General features: G+C 72.9%; 18 protein-coding genes. 3 read left to right on the top strand and 15 right to left on the bottom strand.

Annotated features, from left to right (window positions below; all coding sequences use genetic code 11):
- Positions 1-57: 57 nt before the first annotated feature.
- Entirely contained in the window at positions 58-612 is a 555-nt protein-coding gene (locus tag O7619_RS21930; RefSeq protein ID WP_282283138.1) for an LmbU family transcriptional regulator, read from the top strand.
- Positions 613-652: 40 nt separating this feature from the next.
- Here the strand turns inward: O7619_RS21930 and O7619_RS21925 are convergent, their stop codons facing one another.
- The 14 genes from O7619_RS21925 to O7619_RS21860 all read right to left on the bottom strand — a co-directional run bounded on the left by O7619_RS21925 (position 653) and on the right by O7619_RS21860 (position 16,192).
- Positions 653-1,903 carry an activator-dependent family glycosyltransferase gene (locus tag O7619_RS21925; RefSeq protein ID WP_282283137.1) on the bottom strand — a complete coding sequence of 417 codons (1,251 nt, stop codon included), beginning with the start codon at positions 1,901-1,903 and terminating at the stop codon, positions 653-655.
- Positions 1,891-3,201, bottom strand: a complete 1,311-nt coding sequence (locus tag O7619_RS21920) for an activator-dependent family glycosyltransferase (protein WP_282283136.1) — start codon at positions 3,199-3,201, stop codon at positions 1,891-1,893. Before O7619_RS21920 ends, O7619_RS21925 begins: the two co-directional genes overlap by 13 nt.
- Before the next feature lie 322 nt (positions 3,202-3,523).
- Positions 3,524-4,396 (bottom strand): oxygenase MpaB family protein, encoded by an 873-nt coding sequence (locus O7619_RS21915; RefSeq protein ID WP_282283135.1) that lies wholly within the window; start codon positions 4,394-4,396, stop codon positions 3,524-3,526.
- Positions 4,393-5,628: an MAB_1171c family putative transporter gene (locus O7619_RS21910; protein ID WP_282283134.1), complete on the bottom strand. Its 1,236-nt coding sequence runs from the start codon at positions 5,626-5,628 to the stop codon at positions 4,393-4,395. Before O7619_RS21910 ends, O7619_RS21915 begins: the two co-directional genes overlap by 4 nt.
- A gap of 5 nt (positions 5,629-5,633) precedes the next feature.
- Positions 5,634-6,158, bottom strand: coding sequence for a hypothetical protein (locus O7619_RS21905; protein ID WP_282283133.1), 525 nt, complete (start codon positions 6,156-6,158; stop codon positions 5,634-5,636).
- A 50-nt stretch (positions 6,159-6,208) separates the two neighbouring features.
- Positions 6,209-6,730, bottom strand: coding sequence for a hypothetical protein (locus tag O7619_RS21900; RefSeq protein WP_282283132.1), 522 nt, complete (start codon positions 6,728-6,730; stop codon positions 6,209-6,211).
- Positions 6,731-6,859: 129 nt separating this feature from the next.
- Entirely contained in the window at positions 6,860-7,885 is a 1,026-nt protein-coding gene (locus tag O7619_RS21895; RefSeq protein ID WP_282283131.1) for a phosphotransferase family protein, read from the bottom strand.
- Between the two features lies 1 nt (position 7,886).
- Positions 7,887-8,654, bottom strand: coding sequence for an SDR family oxidoreductase (locus tag O7619_RS21890; protein WP_282283129.1), 768 nt, complete (start codon positions 8,652-8,654; stop codon positions 7,887-7,889).
- Between the two features lie 32 nt (positions 8,655-8,686).
- Positions 8,687-9,139 (bottom strand): MaoC family dehydratase, encoded by a 453-nt coding sequence (locus tag O7619_RS21885; RefSeq protein WP_282283127.1) that lies wholly within the window; start codon positions 9,137-9,139, stop codon positions 8,687-8,689.
- Positions 9,136-9,891, bottom strand: coding sequence for an SDR family oxidoreductase (locus O7619_RS21880; RefSeq protein WP_282283126.1), 756 nt, complete (start codon positions 9,889-9,891; stop codon positions 9,136-9,138). The genes O7619_RS21885 and O7619_RS21880 overlap by 4 nt, the downstream gene beginning before the upstream one ends.
- On the bottom strand, positions 9,884-10,675 hold the full coding sequence (locus tag O7619_RS21875) for an SDR family oxidoreductase (RefSeq protein WP_282283124.1): 792 nt from the start codon (positions 10,673-10,675) through the stop codon (positions 9,884-9,886). Before O7619_RS21875 ends, O7619_RS21880 begins: the two co-directional genes overlap by 8 nt.
- Positions 10,676-10,685: 10 nt before the next feature.
- On the bottom strand, positions 10,686-11,660 hold the full coding sequence (locus O7619_RS21870) for an NADPH:quinone oxidoreductase family protein (protein ID WP_282283123.1): 975 nt from the start codon (positions 11,658-11,660) through the stop codon (positions 10,686-10,688).
- A 25-nt stretch (positions 11,661-11,685) separates the two neighbouring features.
- Positions 11,686-14,937, bottom strand: a complete 3,252-nt coding sequence (locus O7619_RS21865) for a carboxyl transferase domain-containing protein (RefSeq protein ID WP_282283122.1) — start codon at positions 14,935-14,937, stop codon at positions 11,686-11,688.
- Positions 14,938-14,980: 43 nt separating this feature from the next.
- Positions 14,981-16,192, bottom strand: coding sequence for an acyl-CoA dehydrogenase family protein (locus O7619_RS21860; protein WP_282288896.1), 1,212 nt, complete (start codon positions 16,190-16,192; stop codon positions 14,981-14,983).
- Between the two features lie 175 nt (positions 16,193-16,367).
- Here O7619_RS21860 and O7619_RS21855 point away from each other — a divergent pair, with 175 nt between their 5' ends.
- A complete protein-coding gene (locus tag O7619_RS21855; RefSeq protein ID WP_282283121.1) occupies positions 16,368-17,531 on the top strand; it encodes an acetyl-CoA C-acyltransferase in 1,164 nt (387 codons plus the stop codon).
- Positions 17,532-17,536: 5 nt separating this feature from the next.
- On the top strand, positions 17,537-20,302 hold the full coding sequence (locus tag O7619_RS21850; protein WP_282283120.1) for an AMP-binding protein: 2,766 nt from the start codon (positions 17,537-17,539) through the stop codon (positions 20,300-20,302).
- A gap of 3 nt (positions 20,303-20,305) precedes the next feature.
- On the opposite strand, the gene O7619_RS21845 is transcribed toward O7619_RS21850, so the two are convergent.
- Positions 20,306-20,953 (bottom strand): TetR/AcrR family transcriptional regulator, encoded by a 648-nt coding sequence (locus tag O7619_RS21845; RefSeq protein ID WP_282283119.1) that lies wholly within the window; start codon positions 20,951-20,953, stop codon positions 20,306-20,308.
- Positions 20,954-20,993 lie beyond the last annotated feature (40 nt).

The raw sequence follows: 20,993 nt of genomic DNA, 5'->3' as shown, positions 1-20,993 counted from the left end.
CATAAGCCATCTGGTGCGGTCGCTGGGCGGGGTCGGCTCGCGATCGACGGAAAAGCGATGACCAGGCGCACCGCGCTCACCATTCCACAGGACATGCCCATTGATGTGTGGCGTAACCTGGGCCGCCAGATATTCGTCATCACGGACTCCTCCGGCTGGTGGCTGGGGGACTGGCTGATCTTCGGCCAGGCGAACTTCCCGGACCGCTACAAGCGGGCCATCGCCGAGACCTCGTTGGACTACCAGACGCTGCGCAACTACGCCTGGGTCGCCCGGCAGTTCGCCCCGGAACGCCGTCGCGAGCGGCTCAGCTTCCAGCACCACGCCGAGGTGGCCAGCCTCGACACCGACCAGCAGGACCTCTGGCTGACCCGCGCCGAGCAGTTCACCTGGTCGCGCAACGAGTTGCGCCGCCAGATCCGGGCCAGCAGGAACGGCGGTGAGCCGGCCGACCCGGTCGTGCAGATCCAGCTCAACCTCATCGCCGACCGCCGCCAGCTCTGGCAGCAGGCCGCGGAGGTGACCCAGCAGGACCTGATGGTGTGGATCGTCGACAGCCTGGACCGCGCGGCGGCCACCCAGATCGAGTCCCCGCCCGCCGTCTCCTCCTGACGCGGCGGCCCGGCCGCCGCGGCGGCCGGGCCGACCTCGCTCAGCCGCGCACCCGCTCCTCCAGCCGGGGTACGACGCCGGCGGGCGTGGGCTGCGCCAGGATCTCGTCGCGCAACGCCGCCGCGCCGGCCCGGAAACCGTCCTCGTCGAGCAGCCGCGCCACCTGCCGCCGGACGGCGGCGCCGCCGACCTCGTCGGGGCCCAGGACCACGGCGGCGCCGCGCGCGGCCAGCCGGCCGGCGAGCAGCGGCCCCTCGAAGTGGTACGGCAGGACCAGTTGCGGCACGCCGTAGCGCGCGACCGTGCTCACCGTGCCGAACCCGCCGTGGTTGACCACGACGGCGCACGTGGGCGCGAGGGCGTGCAGCGGGGCGAACCCGGTCAGCCGGACGTTCGCCGGCACGGGTCCGGCCGGCGCCGCCGCCCCGGCGACGGTGGCGACGATCTCGACGTCCAGGTCGGCCAGGGCGTCCAGCACCTCGCCGACGGCGAAGGTGTAGCCGCCGAAGTGCTCGGTGGCGCTCAGGCCCAGCGTCAGGGCCACCCGGGGGCGGCTCGGCCGCTGCCACAGCCAGGCCGGGACGGCCGCGCGTCCGCCGTAGGGCACGTACTGCATCGGCAGGTAGTCCACGCCGGGCGCGCGCAGGCGCAGCGACGGCGGCGACTGGTCCACGGTGAACTCGCCGTGCACCAGGTCCTCGGCGAAGTCCAGGCCGTAGCGCCGGCAGTAGCCGCCCAGCCAGTCCGCCAACGGGTCGGACGCACCGTCCGGGCCGGTCCGGAGCCGCTGCCGGACGTGCTCATGGGTGACGCCGTACACGTCGGTGGTGAACAGGACCCGGCCGTGCCGGGCACCGCAGGCGCGGGCGGCGATCGGGCCGGCGTAGGTGTTCGGCTCCCACAGCACCAGGTCCGGGCGCCACTGCCGGCAGAAGTCGACCAGGCCGCCGACGAGCGGCTGGTTCTGGAGTTGGAACTCCCAACGGACGAAGAGCCGGTACGCCTCGAGGTCCTCGGCCCACCGGCTGTCGTCCGGGCCGTGCTCGGCGATGTGGTACGGCGGCGGCAGCCCGCGCCGGTGCTCCTCCCGCTCGTCCGCGCTGATCGCCCGGTTGACCTCGACGTCGCGCCCCACCGGGACGGCGGTCAGGCCGGCCTCCTCGACAAGCGTGGTGAGCCGCGGCAGGCTGGCGACCCGCACCTCGTGGCCGGCGGCGCGCAGCGCCCACGCCAGCGGCACGAGTTTGAGCACGTGGGTCGGCTCGGGGATCGAGGTGATCAGGACGCGCATCGCTGCTCCCGCGTGGCGCGGTGGCGCTCGACCCGCCGTTCCAGCTCCGCCACGAGGTCGTTGGGCGAGGGCAACGCCCGGATCTCGTCCCGTAGCGCGACCGCCCGGGACGCGAACCGGGGCTCGTCGAGCAGCCGCCGCACCGCCGCCCGGATCGCCTCGGGGGTCGCCTCCTGCGGCCGGACGACCAGGGCGGCGCCCTGCTCGGCGGCGCGGCGGGCGAGTTCCGGCTCGTCGAAGTCGAACGGCAGGGTCAACTGCGGGACACCGGCGACCGCGCAGGTCAGCAGCGTTCCCGGGCCGGCGTGGTTGATCACCGCGGCGCAGGTCGACACCAGGGCGTGCAGCGGCGCCCAGTCGACCAGCCGGACGTTCGCCGGCACCGAGGTCAGCTCCGCCTGGTTCTTCGCCGGCACGGTGGCGACCACCTCGACGTCGAGGTCTGCCAGCGCGTTCAGCACGTCCTGCAGGTCGACGGCGTAGCCGTTGAACCGGTCGGTCGCGGTGATGCCGAGGGTGACGGCGATGCGCGGGCGTTCGGGCTTCTCCCACAGCCACTTCGGCACGACCGTGGCGCTCGCGTAGGGGATGTACTGCACCGGCAGGTAGTCGTGGCCGTCGGCGCCCAGGCTCAGCGAACCGGGGAGCTGGTCGATGGAGAACTGGCCGGTGATGAGTTCCTCGGAGAACTCGAAGCCGTGCTTGCGCGCGAACCCGCCGAGCCAGCGGGCCATCGGGTCCTCCCGGTCGGTCGCCGGTCGCCGCGCGGCGAGGTCGAGGTAGATCTCCCGGGCCGCGCCGAACACGTCGATGCTCCACAGCAGCCGGCCGTGTGCCGCGCCGCACGCCTGCGCGGCGAGGCCGCCGGCGTAGGTGGTCGGCTCCCACAGCACCAGGTCGGGTTGCCACTGCCGGGCGTACGCCACCAGGTCGGCGATCATCGGGAAGTTGTCGGTGACGTGCCAGCCGCCGCCGTGGTAGCGGGTGGTGAACGCCTCGTAGCCGTCGCGCATCGTCGCCCAGTCCCGCTCGTCCGGCGGCAGGACCGGCGCGTCGTAGGGCGCCGGCAGGTCGGGACGGCCGGCCTCCCGTTCGTCGACGTGCAGCGCGGCGATGCGCCAGGCGCCCCGGTTGCGGCCGATCGGCACCGCGGCCAGGCCGGTGCGGGTGATCTGTTCGGTCAGCTCGGGTTGGCTGGCGAAGCAGACCTCGTGCCCGGCGGTGCGCAGGGCCCAGGCGACGGGCGCCATCATCTGGAGGAATGTGCGCTCGGAACAGGACGTCACCAGCACGCGCATGATTTCTCCTTCGGAGTGTCGGTCGAGATCGAGCCGGCGTGGGCCCGATCCGTCACCGCCCTCGCCAATTGCGCACATAGTGCGTCGGGGCGGTCCGCCGGGCAATGTCGCGCATTCGTCGACGCGCTTTTCCACCGCGGCCGGGCCGGGTCGAGAATAGGAGAAGGCGACGGCGTCGGCCAGGATCTGTCTCGCTGGCGGGACGTCACCGCAACGGCGCGTCGACGCGGCCGTTCCGCCGTTTTCCCTGCTGGACGGCGCGGGTGTCGTCCGGACCCGCGCCGGACCCGCGCCGGGCCCGGCCCGGGTCGACCTCGGACGCTCAGGTGCCGGGTCGCTCGGCCGTCCCGCTCGGCTGCGGCCCGAGCTTGCTGATCTCGTACGCATCCGGATACGTTTTCGTCCTGATCCCGTCGGCGAACAGCGGTGTCTTCCGCGGGGCCCCGAGCCACCGTTGCCGCCGAGCCCGCAGCGTGAGCGCCACGTGCAGGCCGACCCGGACCGGCCACGCCGGTGCGTCGACCCGCGTCGCCTGCCGCAGTCGCTCGTCGTACATAGCGCTGACCAGCCCGTCGCCCAGCGGCGCGAGCGGCCGGGGGATCCGTCCGAGCAGCAACGACCGGGTGGCGCGCTCGATGGCGGCGGCGTCGTCGTTGGGCGTGAGGTGAGCGGCGTCGTAGGCGTCGAACCAGGTCTCGAACTCCTCGTAGGAGCCCGGAATGCCGGTGATGCCCATCCGCCGGCCCAGCTCCCGGTAGAACAGGTGGGTCGCCCGCCGCTCGTGGCAGCACGGCCGGCGCCAGCCGTAGCGCTGGAGCCACCGGGTGGGGACGACCACGAGGCAGCCGAGGACGTAGAGGTAGTCCTCGTTGGGGATGTCGTACGGGCGGTGGATCTGGTTGACCCGGCGCAGCGCCTCCCGGCCGCGTGGCTGGTCGAAGCCGTTGAGCACCATCTCGTACATCAGCAGCCCGGTGTCGTCGATGCGTTTCTGGGTGCGTTCGGTCAGCTCGCCGGTGCCGGTGTGCACCGCGGCGATGGCCGGGATGGAGAAGGACCGGTTGAACGCGAGGTTGAGCCCCAGCTTCATGTCCCACGGGAACTCCGACCGCAGCATGGTCTGGTAGATGTCCAGCCAGTCGTGCTCGGGGTCCAGCGCGCGGATGCGGGTCAGGTTGGCGTAGCGCTGTCTCATCGTGGGGCGTCTCCAACCCGGTTCGGGGTGTCCTGGGCGGCGGCGAGGCGGGCCGCGACGAGCGTCCGGGCCACCACGGGGGACCGGGTGTAGGCGGTGGTGACCTGGGCCAGCCACCCGATCTCGCCGGCGTAGCCGCCTTCGGGGCGGTGCAACTCGTCCGCCGGCTGGGGGACCGGGGCGACGCGCCCGGCCCGGTGGCGCCGCAGGGCGCAGGCGAGGTGGGCCGCCTCGACGTTGGCCCGCTGCTCGTCGGCGGTGAGGCCGGCCTGCTCGGCGAACTGCCCGGCCAGCTCGGTCACCCGGACGTCGGTGTACGGGCGCAGGGCGAGGCGGCCATCGCGGATCTCGGCCACCCGGCGGGTCAGGGCGTAGTCGATGTCGCGGACGGCGCCGAGGGGTCGGCGCAGGCTGGGGTCGAGTTCGAGTTCCGGCAGGGCGGCGACGAGGTCCCGCCACAGCGGTTCGAGCTGCCGGTACGAGCGGTAGTCGTCCCAGCGTCGGGTGATGGTGAGGATCGGGCCCCACGCGGGCATGGTGAGGCCGGTCATCATGAGCAGCGCGCCGATGGTGACCAGGACGGCGGCGATCTGCCGTTCGCCGCCCGGCCGGTGGCCGGACCAGTAGGCGACCAGGTAGACGATCTTGTTGGTGCTGTAGAGCAGCGCGAACGCGGCGCCGACGGCGGTGAGGCGGAGACCTCGGCGCAGCCACGGTCGCCCGCAGATGCGGGCGAATCGCCAGCACAGCCGGGAGATGTCGGTGCAGTAGGCGAAGAAGCCGACCAGCATGAAGATCAGCAGGTACGCGGTGACGGCGGGATCCCGCGCGTATTCGACGGTCAGGAGCACCGGCTGGTCGTAGGTGAGCGTGTAGGCGAACAGGGCGACCATGGCGAGGAAGGCGCCACTGGTGACCCACACCCAGATCCGGCTGCGGGCCGCCGCCTTCGCCGGAGGGAGGGAGAGGTGCAGCAGCATGTGCTCGGCGCTCGCGGCGATGGTCATGGCACAGCCGTGGGACACGACCTTGGCGAGGTTCGGCAGCCCGGACACGTCGTCGATGCCGGCCGCGACGGGTGGGATGGCGATCGTGATGCCGGCGGCGAAGGCGCCGAGCGCCACGCAGATCGCGCCCCGGGCCGGGCTCGGCTGCCGCCGCTGGAGCCGCAGCATGTAGCCGGCCGCGAACCAGCCGGCGACCGCGCACACGGTGTAGAGGATGGTGTCCATCTCGGCTACCAGTCGGGGTGTTCCAGCGAGTGGCGGAGTCGGCTGTACAACTCGGTGTGTCGGCTGTCCAGCGGCGATTCCGGTTCGACGACGCGGCCGGCGCGGGCCCGGCGCAGCAGCAGTGAGCCGATCATCTCGGCCTCGCGCTCCTCCGCGGCCGCGTAGTTGCTCCGGCTGAGGCTGCGCTGGACCAGCCGCGGGTCCAGGTCGGGCAGGAGCAGCCGGGATGCCTCCGGGTCCAGGACCTGGGTGGTCCGGTGACCGGCGAGCAGGTGACCCAGCTCGTGACCGATGATCAGCAGTTGGTGCAGGGGCGAGGTGTCCTGCTCGAAGAAGATGGCGTCGAACTCCCCGGTCGGCACGTACATGCCGCACACCGTGAGGGCCGGCAGCCGGATCGGCATCAGATGGATGGGCCGGCCACGCCGTTCCCCGAGCAGGTCGCACAGCCGCTGGATGTCGAACGGCTGCGGTATCTCCACCTCCCCGGCTATCTGCTCGCAGCGCTTGCGCAGTCGGTGCAACGTCACGTCTGGGTTCCCCCGCTCGTCGGCGTACTGCCACCGAAGGATCAACACGGCTATCGGAGATCGTCTGGTGCGGTGCTCGTCCCGCCCGGGCCGCCCGCGTCGGTGACAGCGCGCAGTCGGGCGACCATCTGCTCGACGAGCTGCGTGTCCCGCGCGGACAATCCGTTGTCGACGAGCACCTGGCGCAGCGCCACCTGCTTGACGTCCATCCGGCGCAGCTCGCTGAGCAGCGTGATCTGTTCCTGTATCCGCCGTGCCGCCGCGTCGTCGACGAAGTAGCCGGAGCTGACGCCGAAGGCGGCGGCCAGGGCGCGTACGTGGGAGGTGCGGGGATCGCTTGCCACGCCGCGGCGCAGCTCCCCGATGTAGGCCGCGCTGATCGAGACGCCGGTCTCGGGCGCGGTCGCGTTGATCTTGTCGGCGATCTCCTTGTTGGTGTACCGCCGACCGGGCTCGTCGGACTCGCCGAGTTCCGCGGGGACCGGCCGGATCCGGTCGAACAGGTATTCCAGCCGGGCGGCCAGGGTGTCGAGGGATGGCAACTCCTGCTCCAGATGCCGATCATCGACCATGACTCATCACCCTCCAGCGACTGAACGACAGTGTCGCAGACGCAAGCGCCAACAAGACAAATGCTGACACATGCACGGAGCGTGACCGAACGCTGACTCCAGTGTGGAACGAGGTCTTCCCGTGCCCGCCTAACGGTCGAGGCCGGTGTGCCGGGCGACGGACCAGGCCTGGGCGACGAGACGGTCGACGACGTCGCGGTCCGGGAGGGTGCCGGGTCGCGCCGCGTTCGCGGGTGTGTCGAGCGCGCGGCGGTACACGCCCTCCAGGATGATGGCGACCTTCCACAGGCCGAGCACGTGCCAGAAGGGGAGCGCCGCCAGGTCCCGGCCGGAGCGCTCGGCGTAGGCCGCGCTGATCTCGGCCCGGGACGGGAAGCCGGGCAGGCGGGCGGCGTTGAACAGGCCCAGCGGCGGGTCGCCCGGCTCCTGCCAGTAGGCCAGCAGGCTGCCCAGGTCGGCCAGCGGGTCGCCGAGCGTGGAGAGTTCCCAGTCCAGCACCGCGCGGACGGCGCCGGAGGAGGGGTCCACGATCAGGTTGACCAGGTGGAAGTCGCCGTGCACGAGCACCAGGTCACCGGGTTCCGGAGCCCGATCCCGGAGCAGGTCGGTCAGCTTCTCCAGCTCGGGCAGCTCGCGGGTGCGGCTCTCGGCCCACTGCCGGGACCACCGCCGCAACTGCCGCTGCGCGTACGGGGCGTGGCTGGCCAGGTCGTGCAGGCCGACCTCGGCCGGGTCGACGGCGTGCAGGTCGGCGAGGACGCGGCCCAGTTCCAGGCCGACGGCGCGGCGCAGGCCGGGGGGCATCGCCTCGGCGGTCTCCAGCCGGTCCACCACGAGGCCGTCGACGTGCTCGACGACCAGCACCGGAACGTCCGCGACCCGCTCGTCGCGGCACAGGCCCAGCACGCCGGGGACCGGTACGCCGGTCCGGCCCAGGGCGGTCAGGATGCGATGCTCGCGGGCGACGTCGTGCGCCGAGGCGAGCAGGTGCCCGAGCGGCGGGCGGCGGGCCACCCCGCGCCAGCCCGCCGCATCGGTCAGCAGATAGGTGAGGTTGGACTGGCCGAGGCCGATCCGGTTCGCGGTCAACGGCTCGACCACCTGCTGTCCGGACCGCCGCAGCCAGTGGCCGAGTGCGGTGACGTCGAGCGCCATCTCAGACGCCGACCGGCTCGACGGCGGCGCCGGTGAGCAGTTGCCCACCGTCGACGAGGACCGTCTCCCCGGTGATCCAGGACGCCGCGCGGGAGGCCAGGAACGCCACCAACTCCGCGACGTCGTGGGGTTCGCCGATCCGCCCGAGCGGGGTCGCCGCGTTCACGCCGGTCTCGTTCTCCTTCCACAACGCCTCGGCCAGCCGGGTCCGGACCACGCCGGGCGCGACGGCGTTGACCCGCACGCCGGGCGCCAACTCCAGGGCCAACTGCCGGGTCAGGTGGATCAACGCCGCCTTCGAGACGTGGTAGAGGCCGAGATCGGGGCTCACCGACAGCCCACCCAACGACGCCACGTTGACGACCGCGCCGCCGTGCTCGCGCATCCACAGCCGCCAGGCCAGCGAGGTCCACAGCAGTGGACCCCACAGGTTGACGTCCACCAGCTTGGTGAACCGGCCGTGGTCCTGCTCGACCACCGGGCCGAACGCCGGGTTGGTCCCGGCGTTGTTCACCAGCACGTCGATCCGTCCGAAGCGGGCCAGGGTGGCCTCCAGGCAGGCGTGGGCCCGTTCCTCGGAGGTGACGTGCGCGCCGAAGCCGAGCGCCCGCTCGCCGAGCGTGGCGGCGGCGGCCTCGGCGGCCTCGGCGGTGCGGGCGGTGAGCACCACGTTCCCGCCCCGGTCGTGCCAGTGGCGGGCGACCGCGAGACCGATGCCGCGGGACGCGCCGGTGACCACGGCGGTCCGGCCCTCGAAAGAATCCTGCACGCGATCGCTCCTTGTTCTTCGGGTCCGCCGGATCAGGGGACGAGCAGGGAGATGGCGGCGACCACGCACGCCGGCGGTCCCCCCGTCTCCAGGTCGATCTGGATGTCCGAGGTGGCCTGGAAGCCCCGGCGGGCCTCGCGTACCCCGGTGAGGGTGACCCCGGCGCGGATCCGCGAGCCGACGGGGACGGGGGCGGGGAACCGCAGCCGGTCCGCGCCGTAGTTCACGCCCATGCTCATCCCGTCCACCCGGTACACCTGGGCGACCAGCGTGGGGATCAGCGACAGGGTGAGGAAGCCGTGCGCGATGGTGGCGCCGAAGGGCCCGGCGGCGGCCCGTTCCGCGTCGACGTGGATCCACTGGTGGTCGCCGGTGGCCTCGGCGAACGTGTCGACCTGCCGCTGCGTGACGGGGTGCCAGTCGCTGTGACCCAGGTGCTCGCCGACGGCCGCGCGCAGCTCGTCGATGCCGGTGAAGACCCTCATCGTTGCGGCCCACCCGCCACGTCGAGCACCTGACCGCTGATGTAACCGGCCCGCTCGCCCAGGAAGAACGAGACCGCCTCGGCGACGTCCTGCGGCTGTCCCACCCGGCGCACCGGGATGCCGGCAGCCGCGTCGGCGATCAACTCGTCGAACGGGCGGCCGATCCGGCGGGCGGTGGCCGCGGTCATCTCGGTCTGCACGAAGCCCGGCGCGACCGCGTTCGCGGTGATCCCGAACGGTCCGAGTTCGACGGCGAGCGTCCTGGTCAGTCCCTGCAACGCCGCCTTCGCCGCCGAATAGTTCGCCTGACCTCGGTTGCCGTACGCCGAGGTGCTCGACAGCGAGACGATCCGCCCCCACCGTTGCCGGACCATGTGCGCCTGGACCGCCCGGCTCATCAGGAAGGCGCCCCGGGCGTGCACCCCGAGGACGGTGTCCCAGTCCGCGGTCGACATCTTGAACAGCAGGTTGTCGCGGAGGACGCCGGCGTTGTTCACGAGCGCCACCGGTGGGCCCAGCCGCTGCGCGACCTGCTCGACACCGGCCTCGACGGCGGCCTCGTCGGACACGTCCGCGACCACCGGGTACGCCGGAACGCCCCGCTCGCCCAGGTCGGCCACCGCCCGCTGGCAGCCCTCGGCGTCGAGGTCCCAGACGGCCACGGCGTAGCCGTCCGCGCCGAGGCGGGCGGCCACGGCCGCCCCGATGCCGCGCGCCGCTCCGGTGACCACGGCCACCTTGCGCTCAGTCATTCCGGACCGCCATCTCCGCGTCGTCGAAGCGCTTCTGGAGCTTGCGCATGCCGCTCAGCCAGGCGTCGGTGCGGCCCGCCCGGGTCTCGTAGTACCGCTGCACCTCGGGGTGCGGGAGGATCAGGAACCGGTCGTCGTGCAACGCCTCCCAGACCACCTCGGCGACCTGCTCGGGCTCCAGCGCGGCGTCGTGGCTGAGCAGGTCCCGGAACCCGCCCGAGTCGTCGAGCATCTTCGTCCGCACCCCCTGCGGGCAGATCGCCTGCACGGTCACGCCGCGATGTCCGTAGGTGACCGCCAGCCACTCCGCGAACGCGACGGCCGCGTGTTTCGACACCGAGTACGGCGCGCTGCCGAGCATGGTGAGCAGTCCCGCCGCGGAGGCGGTCACCACGAACCGGCCGCCGCCGGATTCCAGCCAGCCGGGGATCAGCGCGCGGGCCGCGCGGACGTGGGCCATGACGTTGACCTCGAGCGCGGTGTGCCAGTCGGCGTCCGGTGTCTCGATGCCCCGGCCGACGCCGGAGCCGGCGTTGGCGAAGAAGATGTCGACGTGGCCGGCGGCGCTCAGCAACCGCGCGACGCCCTCGTCGGTCGACGTGTCCGCGCCCACCGGCACGCCACCGACCTCGGTCGCGACCCGTTCGGCCGCGTCCGGGTCCAGGTCGCCGACGACGACGTGGGCGCCCTGGGCGGCCATTTTCCGGGCGATCGCCCGGCCGATGCCGTTGCCGCCGCCGGTGACCACCACGCGCCGGTCGCGGACCAGATCCTGTTCACTCATGCGTACGTCCTCAGGAGGGGTTGTTGACCAGCACGACCTTGCCGACGGTGCGGCGGTCGCCGAGACTGGCCAGGGCGGACGGGGCGGCGCTCATCGGGAGCACCTCACTGACCAGGGGGTCGACCTTTCCCTCGTGCCACAGCTCGACCAGCCGCTCGTGGGTCCGGGCGATCACGGCCGGTTTCTTGACGTGGTACAGCCCCCAGTAGAGGCCGACCACGCTGTAGTTCTTGATCAGGGCGTGGTTCGTCGGGGCCTGGGCGATCCGGCCGCCGGCGAAGCCGACCACCACGATCCGGCCCTCGAAAGCGACGCATTTGCGGCTCTTGTCGAAGACGTCGCCGCCGACCGAGTCGTAGACGACGTCGGCGCCGGCCCCGCCGGTGACCTCCTTGACCACCGGCACGAAGTCGTCGGCCAGGTAGTCGACGACGACGTCCGCGCCGAGGTCCCGGCAGACCCGCACCTTGTCCGGTCCGCCCGCCGTGGCGATCACCCGGGCGCCCGCCGCCTTGCCGATCTGGATCGCCGCGGACCCCACGCCCCCGGCGCCGGCGTGCACCAGCAGCCACTCGCCGGCCTCCAGACGGGCGCGGGTGTGCAGGCCGACGTACCCGGTCTGGTAGGTGATCAGCATGGACGCTGCCTTCTCGGCGGGCAGGTCGTCGGGGATCGCGAACACCCGGTGCGGCGCGACGACCACCTGTTCGGCGAGCCCGCCGTGGGGCATCTGGGGCGCGGCCAGGACCCGTTCGCCGGCCCGCGGCCCGTCCACGATGCGCCCGCACACCTCCGCGCCGGGGGTGAACGGCAGTTCCGGCTTGTCCTGGTATTCGCCCCGGCAGAGCAGGACGTCGGGGAAGTTCAGGGCCACCGCCTCGACCGCGACCCGCAGGGCCCCGTCGGTCGCCGGCGGCGCCGGCACGTCGGTCCACTCCAGGACATCCACCGGCTCACCCAGCCGGGTCACCTGCCACGCCTTCATGCGACTCCTCCTTCTGTCGACCCGGTCACCAGGCCGGGACCAGGGGGCGCTTCTTCCCGGCCCGGGGCGCGGGCGGCGGGGCCGCGTCCAGCACACCGGTGATCCGGGACCGCGTATCGGCCGGGTCGATCACGTCGTCGACCTCGAACACGCTGGCGATGTTAAGCGCGCTGCCGCGTTCGTACATCTGCGCCACCAGCCGCTGGTAGAGCGCCTCGCGCTCGCCCGCGTCGGTGACCGCGTCCAGTTCCTTGCGGAAGCCGAGCCGCACCGCGCCCTCCAGGCCCATCCCGCCGAACTCGCCGGTGGGCCAGGACAGTGTCAGCTCCGGCTCGTAGAAGCCGCCCCGGGCCATGGCCTGCGCGCCGAGTCCGTACCCCTTGCGCAGCACCACGGTGACCATCGGCACGGTCAGGCTGGCCCCGGCCAGGAACATCCGGCCGAAGTGCCGCACCTGCGCGCTCTCCTCGGCCGCCGGGCCGACCATGAAGCCGGGTGTGTCGCAGAGCGAGACGATCGGCAGGTCGAACGCGTCGCACAGCTCCATGAACCGGGCCGCCTTGCTGCCGCCCTCGGCGTCGATCGCGCCGCCGAGGTGGCGCGGGTTGTTGGCGATGAGCCCCACCGGGCGGCCCGCCACCCGGACCAGCGCGGTGATCATGCCGACGCCGTGCTCGCGCCGCAGTTCCAGCACCGAGTCCCGGTCGGCGAGCGTGTCGATCACGGCGCGGACGTCGTAGGTACGCCGCCGGTTCTCCGGCACCGCGTGCCGCAGCGGACGCTGGTCCGGCGCTTCCCAGTCCTCGGTCCGGCCCTGGAAGTAGGCGAGGTAGCGGCGGGTGGCGCGCACGGCCGCCGCGTCGTCGGGAACCACCAGGTCGACCACGCCGTTGGCGGCGTGCACCGACGTCGGGCCGATGTCCTCCGGCCGGTACACGCCCAGGCCGCCGCCCTCGATCATCGCCGGCCCGGCCATCCCGATGTTGGCGTCCGGGGTGGCGACGATGAAGTCGCTGCACGCGACCAGGGCCGCGTTGCCGGCGAAGCACCTGCCGGTCACCACCGACACCGTCGGCACGAGCCCGCTGAGCCGGGCGAGCAGCGCGAACGCCCGGGTGTCCAGGTTCGCCACGCCCGGGTTCTCGGTGTCGCCGGGCCGGCCGCCGCCGCCCTCGGCGAACATGACGACCGGCCAGCGGTGTCGTTCGGCCAGTTCGAAGAGGCGGTCCTTCTTGCGGTGCCCGTTGTAGCCCTGGGTGCCGGCCAGCACGGTGTAGTCGTAGGCCATCACCACGCAGCCGGTGCGGTCGATCCGGCCGACGCCGGCCACCAGGCCGTCGGCGGGCGTCCGGTCGATCAGGTCGTCGAGGCTGCGCCGGGCACGCTGGCCGGCCAGGACCAGCGAGCCGTACTCGGTGAAGCTGCCGGGGTCGCAGAGGTCGGCCAGGTTCTCCCGGGCGGTGCGGTGCCCGCGGTCGTGCCGCTTCGCCACCGCCTCCGGCCGCGCCTCGTCGCGGGTCTTGCGCTGCCGGTCCAGGACGCGCCGCAGGTCGGGGCGGATCAGGTCGGGGTCGGACTCGGCGACGGTCTCCCGCGTCGTGGCGGTGACGTCGGCGACCAGCAGCGAGGCGAGCAGCGTGCCGGCCCGCACGGTTTGTCCGACACTCACCGGCAGCCGGTCCACCACGCCGCTGACGCCGGCCTCGACCTGGTGTTCCATCTTCATCGCCTCGAGCACGACGAGGACCGACGTCGCGGTCACCCGGTCGCCCTCGCCGGCGGGGACCGCGATGACCGTGGCCTCCATCGGGGTCCGGACGGCGAGCGTGCCGTCGTCCGGCTCCGGCTCGGCGGCGGCGAGCGGATCGACGTCGACGCCGGGGAACCACAGCGGCTCGACGTCCGGCGCGGCGGCCAGGGCGGCGGCATGCTCGTCGAGGAAGGCGGTGGTGGCGCTGCCGTCGGTCGCCTCCGGGCGCGCCAGCAGCCGCGCCAGGACGCCGAGGTTCGTGTCCACCCCCTCGACGCGGAACTCCGCGAGCGCCCGGGACGCCCTGCGCCGCAGGACGACCGGGTCGCCACCGGGTTCGTGCACGACCACCTTGGCGAGCATCGAGTCGTACCCGGTGCCGACGCGGTAGCCGGCGTAGCCGTGGGTGTCGGTGCGCACGCCCCGCCCGGCCGGCGGGTCGAAGGCGGTGAGGACGCCGGTGGCGGGCAGGCTGCCGCCGTCGGCGCGGACCGTCTCGGTGGTCACCCGTAGCTGGATCGCCGTTCCGGCCGGCTCCGGCGCGGGACCGGCCAGCCCGAGCGCGGCGAGGTCCGCGCCGGCCGCCAGGCGCAACTGGATCTCCACGAGGTCGACGCCGAACACCTGCTCGGTCACGGTGTGCTCCACCTGCAACCGCGGATTGGCCTCCAGGAAGACGAAGTCGTCGGCGCCCACCAGGAACTCGACCGTGCCGACCCCGCGGTAGCGGAGACCGGCGGCCAGGCGGACCGCCGCGCGGTGCAGGGCGGTGCGCAGCTCCGGGGCCAGCGCGGGCGCCGGGGCGAGTTCGACCACCTTCTGCCGGCGGCGTTGGAGGCTGCAGTCCCGGTCGCCGAGGGCGGTGGCCGCTCCGGTGCCGTCGCCGACGATCTGGACCTCGATGTGCCGGCGGCCGGTGAGCAGCCGCTCGGCGTACAGGGCGCCGTCGCCGAACGCGCCGAGCGCCTCGGACCGGCAGCGCTCGAACGCGGCGGTCAGCTCCGCCGGGTCGGTGACCGGCCGCATGCCACGCCCGCCGCCCCCGGCCACCGCCTTGAGCATGATGCCCTCCGGGGCGGCGGTCAGGAACTCCATCGCCTCCCGCGCCGTGGCCGGTCCGGTCGCCGGCACGACGGGAAGGCCGGCGGACTCCGCCGCCGCGCGGGCCGCGGTCTTGTCGCCGAGCACCCGCAGCACCTGCGGGGCCGGGCCGACGAACGTCAGCCCGGCGTCGGCGCACCGACTCGCGAAGTCGGCGTTCTCGCTGAGGAACCCCCAGCCGGGGTGCAGGGCGGTGGCCCCGACCGACCGGGCGGCCTCGATCAGCGCGCTCTGGTCGAGGTACGCGGCGACCCCGGCGCCGGGCAGCGGCACGGCCCGGTCCGCCCGGCGTACGTGCAGGCAGCGGTCGTCGTCGGCGGCGTACACGGCCACCGACGACACGGCGAGGTCGGCGAGCGTCCGCAGGACGCGGACGGCCACCTCGCCCCGGTTGGCCACCAGCACGCGGTCCGGGTAGGTCCCCACGGTCAGCTCCTCCGCCTCGTCACGTCCGCCGCCATCGTGCCGCTCAGGCCGACGTCTGCGCCCGCAGTTCCGCGCGCGCGATCGAGCGCCGGTGCACCTCGTCCGGGCCGTCGGCGAAGCGCAGGGTGCGCTGGTGGGCGTACATGCTGGCCAGCGGGGTGTCCGGCCCGAGCCCGGCGGCGCCGTACGACTGGATGGCGTAGTCGAGCACGCGGAGCGCGACGTTCGGCGCGATGACCTTGATGCCGGAGATCTGGGTCCGGGCGGCCTTGTTGCCCTGGGTGTCCATCAGCCAGGCGGTGTAGAGCGTGTAGAGCCGCGCCTGGTCGATCTCGATCCGCGCGTCGGCGATCCACCGCTGGATCTGGCCCTGCTCGGACAGCGGGCCGCCGAAGGCCACCCGGGACGTCACCCGCTGGCAGAGCAGCTCCAGGGCACGTTCGGCCGCCCCGATCGACCGCATGCAGTGGTGGATCCGACCCGGGCCGAGTCGCGCCTGCGCGATCGCGAAGCCGCCGCCCTCCTCGCCCAGGAGGTTGGTCGCCGGCACCCGGACGTTGTCGAACGTGATCTCGCAGTGCCCCTCCTGGTCCTGGTAGCCCAGCACGGTGAGGCTGCGGACGATGGTGACGCCGGGGGTGTCGAGCGGCACGAGGACCATGCTCTGCTGCCGGTAGGTGGGGCCGTCCGGGTCGGTCTTGCCCATCACGATGGCGAGCCGGCAACGGGCGTCGCCGGCGCCGGAGATCCACCACTTGTGGCCGTTGATCACGTACTCGTCGCCGTCGCGGACGATCGAACACGTGATGTTGCGGGCGTCGGAGCTGGCCACGGCCGGCTCGGTCATCGCGAAGCAGGACCGGATCTCGCCCTCCAGCAGCGGGTGGAGCCACTGCTCCTTCTGCTCGTCGGTGCCGAACATGGTGAGCAGTTCCATGTTCCCGGTGTCCGGCGCGGAGCAGTTCAGCGCCTGCGACGCGATGTGCGAGCGGCCCAGGATCTCGGCCAGTGGCGCGTAGTCGAGGTTGGACAGCCCCTCGGTCCACTGGGTCTTGTGCGGCAGGAACAGGTTCCAGAGCCCGCGGGCGCGCGCCTCGCGCTTCAGCTCCTCCATCACCGGAGGGAAGAAGTGCGGGTCGCCGCTGTCCGCGAGCTGTCGCTGGTACACCGGCTCGGCCGGATAGACGCACTCGTCCATGAACGTCTGCAGGGTCTGGCGCAGCGCGGCGGAGGTCGGCGAGTAGGCGAAGTCCATGGGGAGCTCCAAGGGTCGATCGGACCGGCCGGAAGTGGAGGTGGGTCCGGGTCGCTGGCGATCCGGGTGGTTGCGTCGGCCCGGTGACGGTGCTCAAATTAGATCCGACGTCGACGTCGGCGTCAAGAAAATGGACGGGTCCGTCCGCGGATCTCGCCAGGACGAAGGAGACGACGTGACGCCAGCCCGGGAAGCAGTCATCGTGGCCACCGCACGGACGCCCATCGGTCGTGCGTACAAGGGGTCGCTCCGCCAGGCGCGGCCGGACGACCTGGCCGGTTTCGCGATCGCGCGGGCTCTGGAGCAGGTCCCGGCGGTCACCCCCGACCAGATCGGCGACGTCATCGTCGGCACCGCGAACCCGGCGGGGGAGCAGGGCCTGAACATCGGCCGGTTGGCGGCGCTGCTCGCCGGGCTGCCCGACACCGTCACCGGGACCACCGTCAGCCGGGGCTGCGCCTCCTCGCTGGACGCCATCCGGATCGCGGCCAACGCGATCATGGCGGGCGAGGGCGACGTGTACGTCGCGGGCGGCGTGGAGAGCGTCTCCCGTACCCCCAGCGCGCACATCGACGACGCGGCGATGAACCCTCGGTTCGGCGCCGGCCCCCTGCCGGACGCCTACATCACCATGGGGCGCACGGCGGAGAACGTGGCGGAGCGCTTCGACATCTCCCGCGCCCGGATGGACGAGTACGCCAAACTCTCCCAGGACCGCGCGATCGCCGCCCGCGACCAGGGGTTCTTCGCCCGGGAGATCAGCCCGTACCCGCTGGCCGACGGCACCGTCGTGGCACAGGACGACTGCCCCCGCGCCAACGTCGACCTCGACGTGCTGGCCGGCCTGCCCACGCCGTTCCGGGCCGACGGGCGGGTCACCGCCGGCAACTCCTGCCCGCTGAACGACGGGGCGGCGGCGGTCGTGGTGATGTCCGCCGAGCGCGCCCGCAACCTCGGCATCGCACCCCTGGCGCGGATCATGGGCTTCGCGGTCACCGGCCTGGAGCCGGAGATCATGGGGGTCGGCCCGATCGAGGCGGTGCGCCGGGTGCTCGACCGCACCGGCCTGACCGTCCGCGACGTCGACGTGCTGGAGCTCAACGAGGCGTTCGCGGCGCAGGTGCTGGCCGTCGTGGACACCCTGAAGATCTCCGTGGAGGACCAGCTCAACCCGCACGGTGGCGCGATCGCGTTGGGTCATCCGTTCGGCATGACCGGCGCCCGGATCATGACCACGCTGCTGAACGGCCTGGCGACAACCGGCGGTACGGTCGGGGTCGAGACGATGTGCGTCGGCGGCGGACAGGGGATGGCCATGGCTGTCGAGCGGCTGGCGTGACGACGATGACCTATCCCACGGCGCACGCGCTGCGGTGCCCGGACCGGCCGGCCGTCGTGATCGCCGAGACCGGCGAGACCCTGACCTACGGCCAGCTCGATGACGCCTCCCGCCGCCTGGCGCGGGCGATGTGGGACGCCGGGCTGCGCCCCGGCGACCATGTCGCCCTGATGATGGCGAACCACCTCAGCTTCCTGGAGGTGTACTGGGCCGCGATGCGCTCCGGGCTCCTCCTCACCCCGGTCGGCACGTCGCTGACCGCCGAGGAGGCGTCCTGGATCGTCGGTAGCTGCCAGGCCAAGGCCCTGGTGGTGGACGCGGCGGCGCCGGCCGCGGGCCCGCTCGCCGCCGCGCCGGGACCCGTGCTCAGGCTGGCCGTCGGTGGCCCGCTGGCGGGCTTCGACGACTACGCCGGGACGCTCGCCGCGTCGTCGGCCGATCCGCTGGAGCACGAGCCGCTGGGCGTGGCGATGGTCTACAGCTCCGGCAGCACCGGGCGGCCCAAGGGCGTCCGGCGCGAGCTGTCCGGGCGCACCGTGCAGGAGGGGCACCCGCACTTCCTGCGCTGGTTGCGTGAGTTGTGGCGGTTCACCGACGACTCGGTCTTCCTCACCCCGGCCCCGCTCTACCACGCCGCGCCGCTGTCGTTCGCCAGCACCGTCACGGCGGCCGGCGGCACCGTCGTGCTGATGCGCAGGTTCGACGCCGACGGCGCGCTGCGCGCGATCGAGCGGTACGGCATCACGCACGTGCTGATGGTGCCCACGATGTTCGTCCGGCTGCTGCGGCTGCCTGCCGAGCGGCGTCGGGCCGCCGTGCTCGACTCGCTCTCCGTGGTGATCCACGGAGCCGGACCGTGCGCCGTCGACGTCAAGCGCCAGATGATCGACTGGCTGGGGCCGATCCTGCTGGAGTACTACGCCGGCAGCGAGGACAACGGCACCACCTTCATCGACTCGCGGGAGTGGCTGACGCACCCCGGCTCGGTGGGTCGGGCGATCGCCGGCTGTCGCATGCGCATCTGCGATCCCGAGGGCGACGAGCTTCCCTCCGGGCAGGACGGGCTGGTGTACTTCGAGTCCGAGGGCGGCCGGTCCGAGTTCGAGTACGTCGGCGGGGCGGACAGCGCCGCGGCCCGGCATCCGACGCGCCCCGGCTGGTCCACGCTCGGCGACATCGGCCACCTCGACGACGAGGGCTACCTCTACCTCACCGACCGGCGGGACTATCTGATCATCTCCGGCGGCGTCAACATCTCGCCGCAGGAGATCGAGAACGCGGTGCTCGGCTACGAGCCGGTGGTCGACGTCGCCGTGTTCGGCATCCCGGACGAGGAACTGGGGGAGCAGGTCGTGGCGGTGGTCCAACCGGCCGATCCGGCGGCCGACCGGGACGAGTTGGTGGCCGGGTTGCGCGACCACCTGGCCGGGCGACTGGCCCGGCACAAGGTTCCGCGTTCGATGTTCGTGGTGGAGGCCCTGCCGAGGCTGCCCACCGGCAAGCTCGCCAAGAACCGCCTGCGCGAGCGCTACCTGCCCGACCGTGGCCTGGAGACCGTCCGGGAGCCGCGGGAGTTCCGGGCCGCCGTCCGTGCGTTGCTGGACCGGGAGCTGCCGCCCGGCTGGGGCGGCCTCGGGGCGCTCGGGGACGACGAACTGCACCCCTGGATCGCGCGGTGGCGCACGGTGTTGGCCCGGCACCGGCTGCTCGCTCCCGGCTGGCCGGTCGAGCACGGTGGGCTCGGCCTGGACCCGGCCCGGCAGGTGGTGCTCCAGGAGGAGTTCGCCCGCGCCGGCGTGCCGAGCGGCAGCGGCAACGACCCGTTCGGCATCGACATGCTGGGCAACACGCTGCTCGCCGTCGGCACCCCGGAGCAGCGGGCCCACCACCTGCCCCGGATCCTCGACGGCACCGACGTGTGGTGCCAGGGCTTCTCCGAACCGGGCGCCGGATCCGACCTGGCCGCGGTGCGGACCCGTGCGGTGCTCGGCGCGGACGGACGCTGGCGGCTCACCGGGCAGAAGATCTGGACCTCCAACGCCCACCTCGCGTCCTGGATCTTCGTGCTGGCCCGTACCGGGACCCGGGCCGAGCGGCACCGGGGCCTGACCTTCCTGCTCGTGCCGCTGGACCAGCCGGGCGTCGAGGTCCGCCCGATCCGGCAGCTCTCCGGCGCCTCCCACTTCAACGAGGTGTTCTTCACCGACGCGGTGGCCGCGGACGTGGTGGGCGCCGTCGGGTCGGGGTGGTCGGTGGCCATGGCGCTGCTCGGCCACGAGCGGGGGCAGTCCGCCACCACCCAGGCCATCCGGTACCGCGCCGAGTGGGAACGGTTGGTCCGGACCGCCCGCGAGAACGGCATGCTGGAGCGGTCCTGGGTGCGCGACGGACTGGCCGACGCGCACGTCCGGATCGAGGTGATGGACGCGCTGGGACGGCGATTGGCCGGCGGCGGGCTCACCGGCACCGACGCGGCGGGCGACGCCGCCCTGTTCAAGCTGCACTGGAGCGCGCACCACCAGGCGGTCACCGAACTCGCCCTGGAGATCCTCGGACCGGAGGCCACCACGCCGACCGGGCGCGTGCTGGAGTTGGGTTACGGGGGACCGGACGCGGCCGGTGCGCCGATCACCTCGGCCTCGTGGGTCGACATCTTCTACAACGCCCGGCCGGGGACCATCTACGCCGGCACCACCCAGGTGCTGCGCAACGTCGTGGCCGAGCGTCTGCTCGGGATGCCGAAGGAGGTGCGACCGGCCGGTCCCACCTGAGGGTCAGTCCCGCCTGAGCCCGATCGCGTTGGCCCACAGCCGGGTCAGGCCGTCGACCGCGGCGTCGAGGTCGAACTCGTAGTCCGGGCCGGTGTCGGCGCCCATCCACAGGTACGCGAACCGGCTGAGCATCGAGGTGAGGGCGACCGCGCTCAGGTGTGGGTCGAGGTCCGCGTCGGCGAGACCTTCGGCCTGCAACCGGCGGATCGACCGCTCGGTCCGGCTGGTGGTCTGCTGGGCGCGGGACTCGCGGATCGCGTGGATGTCGTCGTTGAACGTCGAGACCTGCTCGATGATCGCCATGATCCGGCTGTGCCGGCGGTAGGACTCCAGGTAACGGCGGTTCGCGGCCTCGATCCGCTGGTACGGCGTGAGGTCCGCCGAACCGCTGCGCTGGCCGTCGAACATCTCGGCCTGGATCTGTTCCGCGACGACCCGGAAGATCTCCTCCTTGGAGGAGAAGTACGTGTAGAACGAGCCGTGCGCGTAGCCGACCTCCTTGGCGATGTCGGTGATCCGGGCATCGATGAACCCGTCCCGTTCGAAGACCCGGTGGGCGCCCTCCACCAGCTTGGCGCGGCGCTCGCGGTAGCGCTTCGACTGGGTTGCCGCACCGTCCGGCCTCGCCGGCGTGGTGGTCCTGTCGCTCACTCGTCGCCCCATTCGATCTCATGCCGCCTGGTCGGCCGGG

Origin of the sequence: Micromonospora sp. WMMD998 (assembly GCF_029581235.1) — a bacterium.
In the GTDB taxonomy this organism is placed as follows: Bacteria; Actinomycetota; Actinomycetes; order Mycobacteriales; family Micromonosporaceae; genus Micromonospora.
This window is presented reverse-complemented; position numbering and strand designations above follow the sequence as displayed.

Excerpts from the sequence above, each read along its gene's own strand:
- O7619_RS21885 (WP_282283127.1), bottom strand. The coding sequence starts at position 9,139 with ATGAGGGTCTTCACCGGCATCGACGAGCTGCGCGCGGCCGTCGGCGAG.
- O7619_RS21850 (WP_282283120.1), top strand. The coding sequence starts at position 17,537 with ATGACCTATCCCACGGCGCACGCGCTGCGGTGCCCGGACCGGCCGGCC.
- O7619_RS21870 (WP_282283123.1), bottom strand. The coding sequence starts at position 11,660 with ATGAAGGCGTGGCAGGTGACCCGGCTGGGTGAGCCGGTGGATGTCCTG.
- O7619_RS21860 (WP_282288896.1), bottom strand. The coding sequence starts at position 16,192 with ATGGACTTCGCCTACTCGCCGACCTCCGCCGCGCTGCGCCAGACCCTG.
- O7619_RS21900 (WP_282283132.1), bottom strand. The coding sequence starts at position 6,730 with ATGGTCGATGATCGGCATCTGGAGCAGGAGTTGCCATCCCTCGACACC.
- O7619_RS21920 (WP_282283136.1), bottom strand. The coding sequence starts at position 3,201 with ATGCGCGTGCTGGTGACGTCCTGTTCCGAGCGCACATTCCTCCAGATG.
- O7619_RS21925 (WP_282283137.1), bottom strand. The coding sequence starts at position 1,903 with ATGCGCGTCCTGATCACCTCGATCCCCGAGCCGACCCACGTGCTCAAA.
- O7619_RS21915 (WP_282283135.1), bottom strand. The coding sequence starts at position 4,396 with ATGAGACAGCGCTACGCCAACCTGACCCGCATCCGCGCGCTGGACCCC.
- O7619_RS21930 (WP_282283138.1), top strand. The coding sequence starts at position 58 with ATGACCAGGCGCACCGCGCTCACCATTCCACAGGACATGCCCATTGAT.
- O7619_RS21880 (WP_282283126.1), bottom strand. The coding sequence starts at position 9,891 with ATGACTGAGCGCAAGGTGGCCGTGGTCACCGGAGCGGCGCGCGGCATC.
- O7619_RS21895 (WP_282283131.1), bottom strand. The coding sequence starts at position 7,885 with ATGGCGCTCGACGTCACCGCACTCGGCCACTGGCTGCGGCGGTCCGGA.
- O7619_RS21910 (WP_282283134.1), bottom strand. The coding sequence starts at position 5,628 with ATGGACACCATCCTCTACACCGTGTGCGCGGTCGCCGGCTGGTTCGCG.
- O7619_RS21875 (WP_282283124.1), bottom strand. The coding sequence starts at position 10,675 with ATGAGTGAACAGGATCTGGTCCGCGACCGGCGCGTGGTGGTCACCGGC.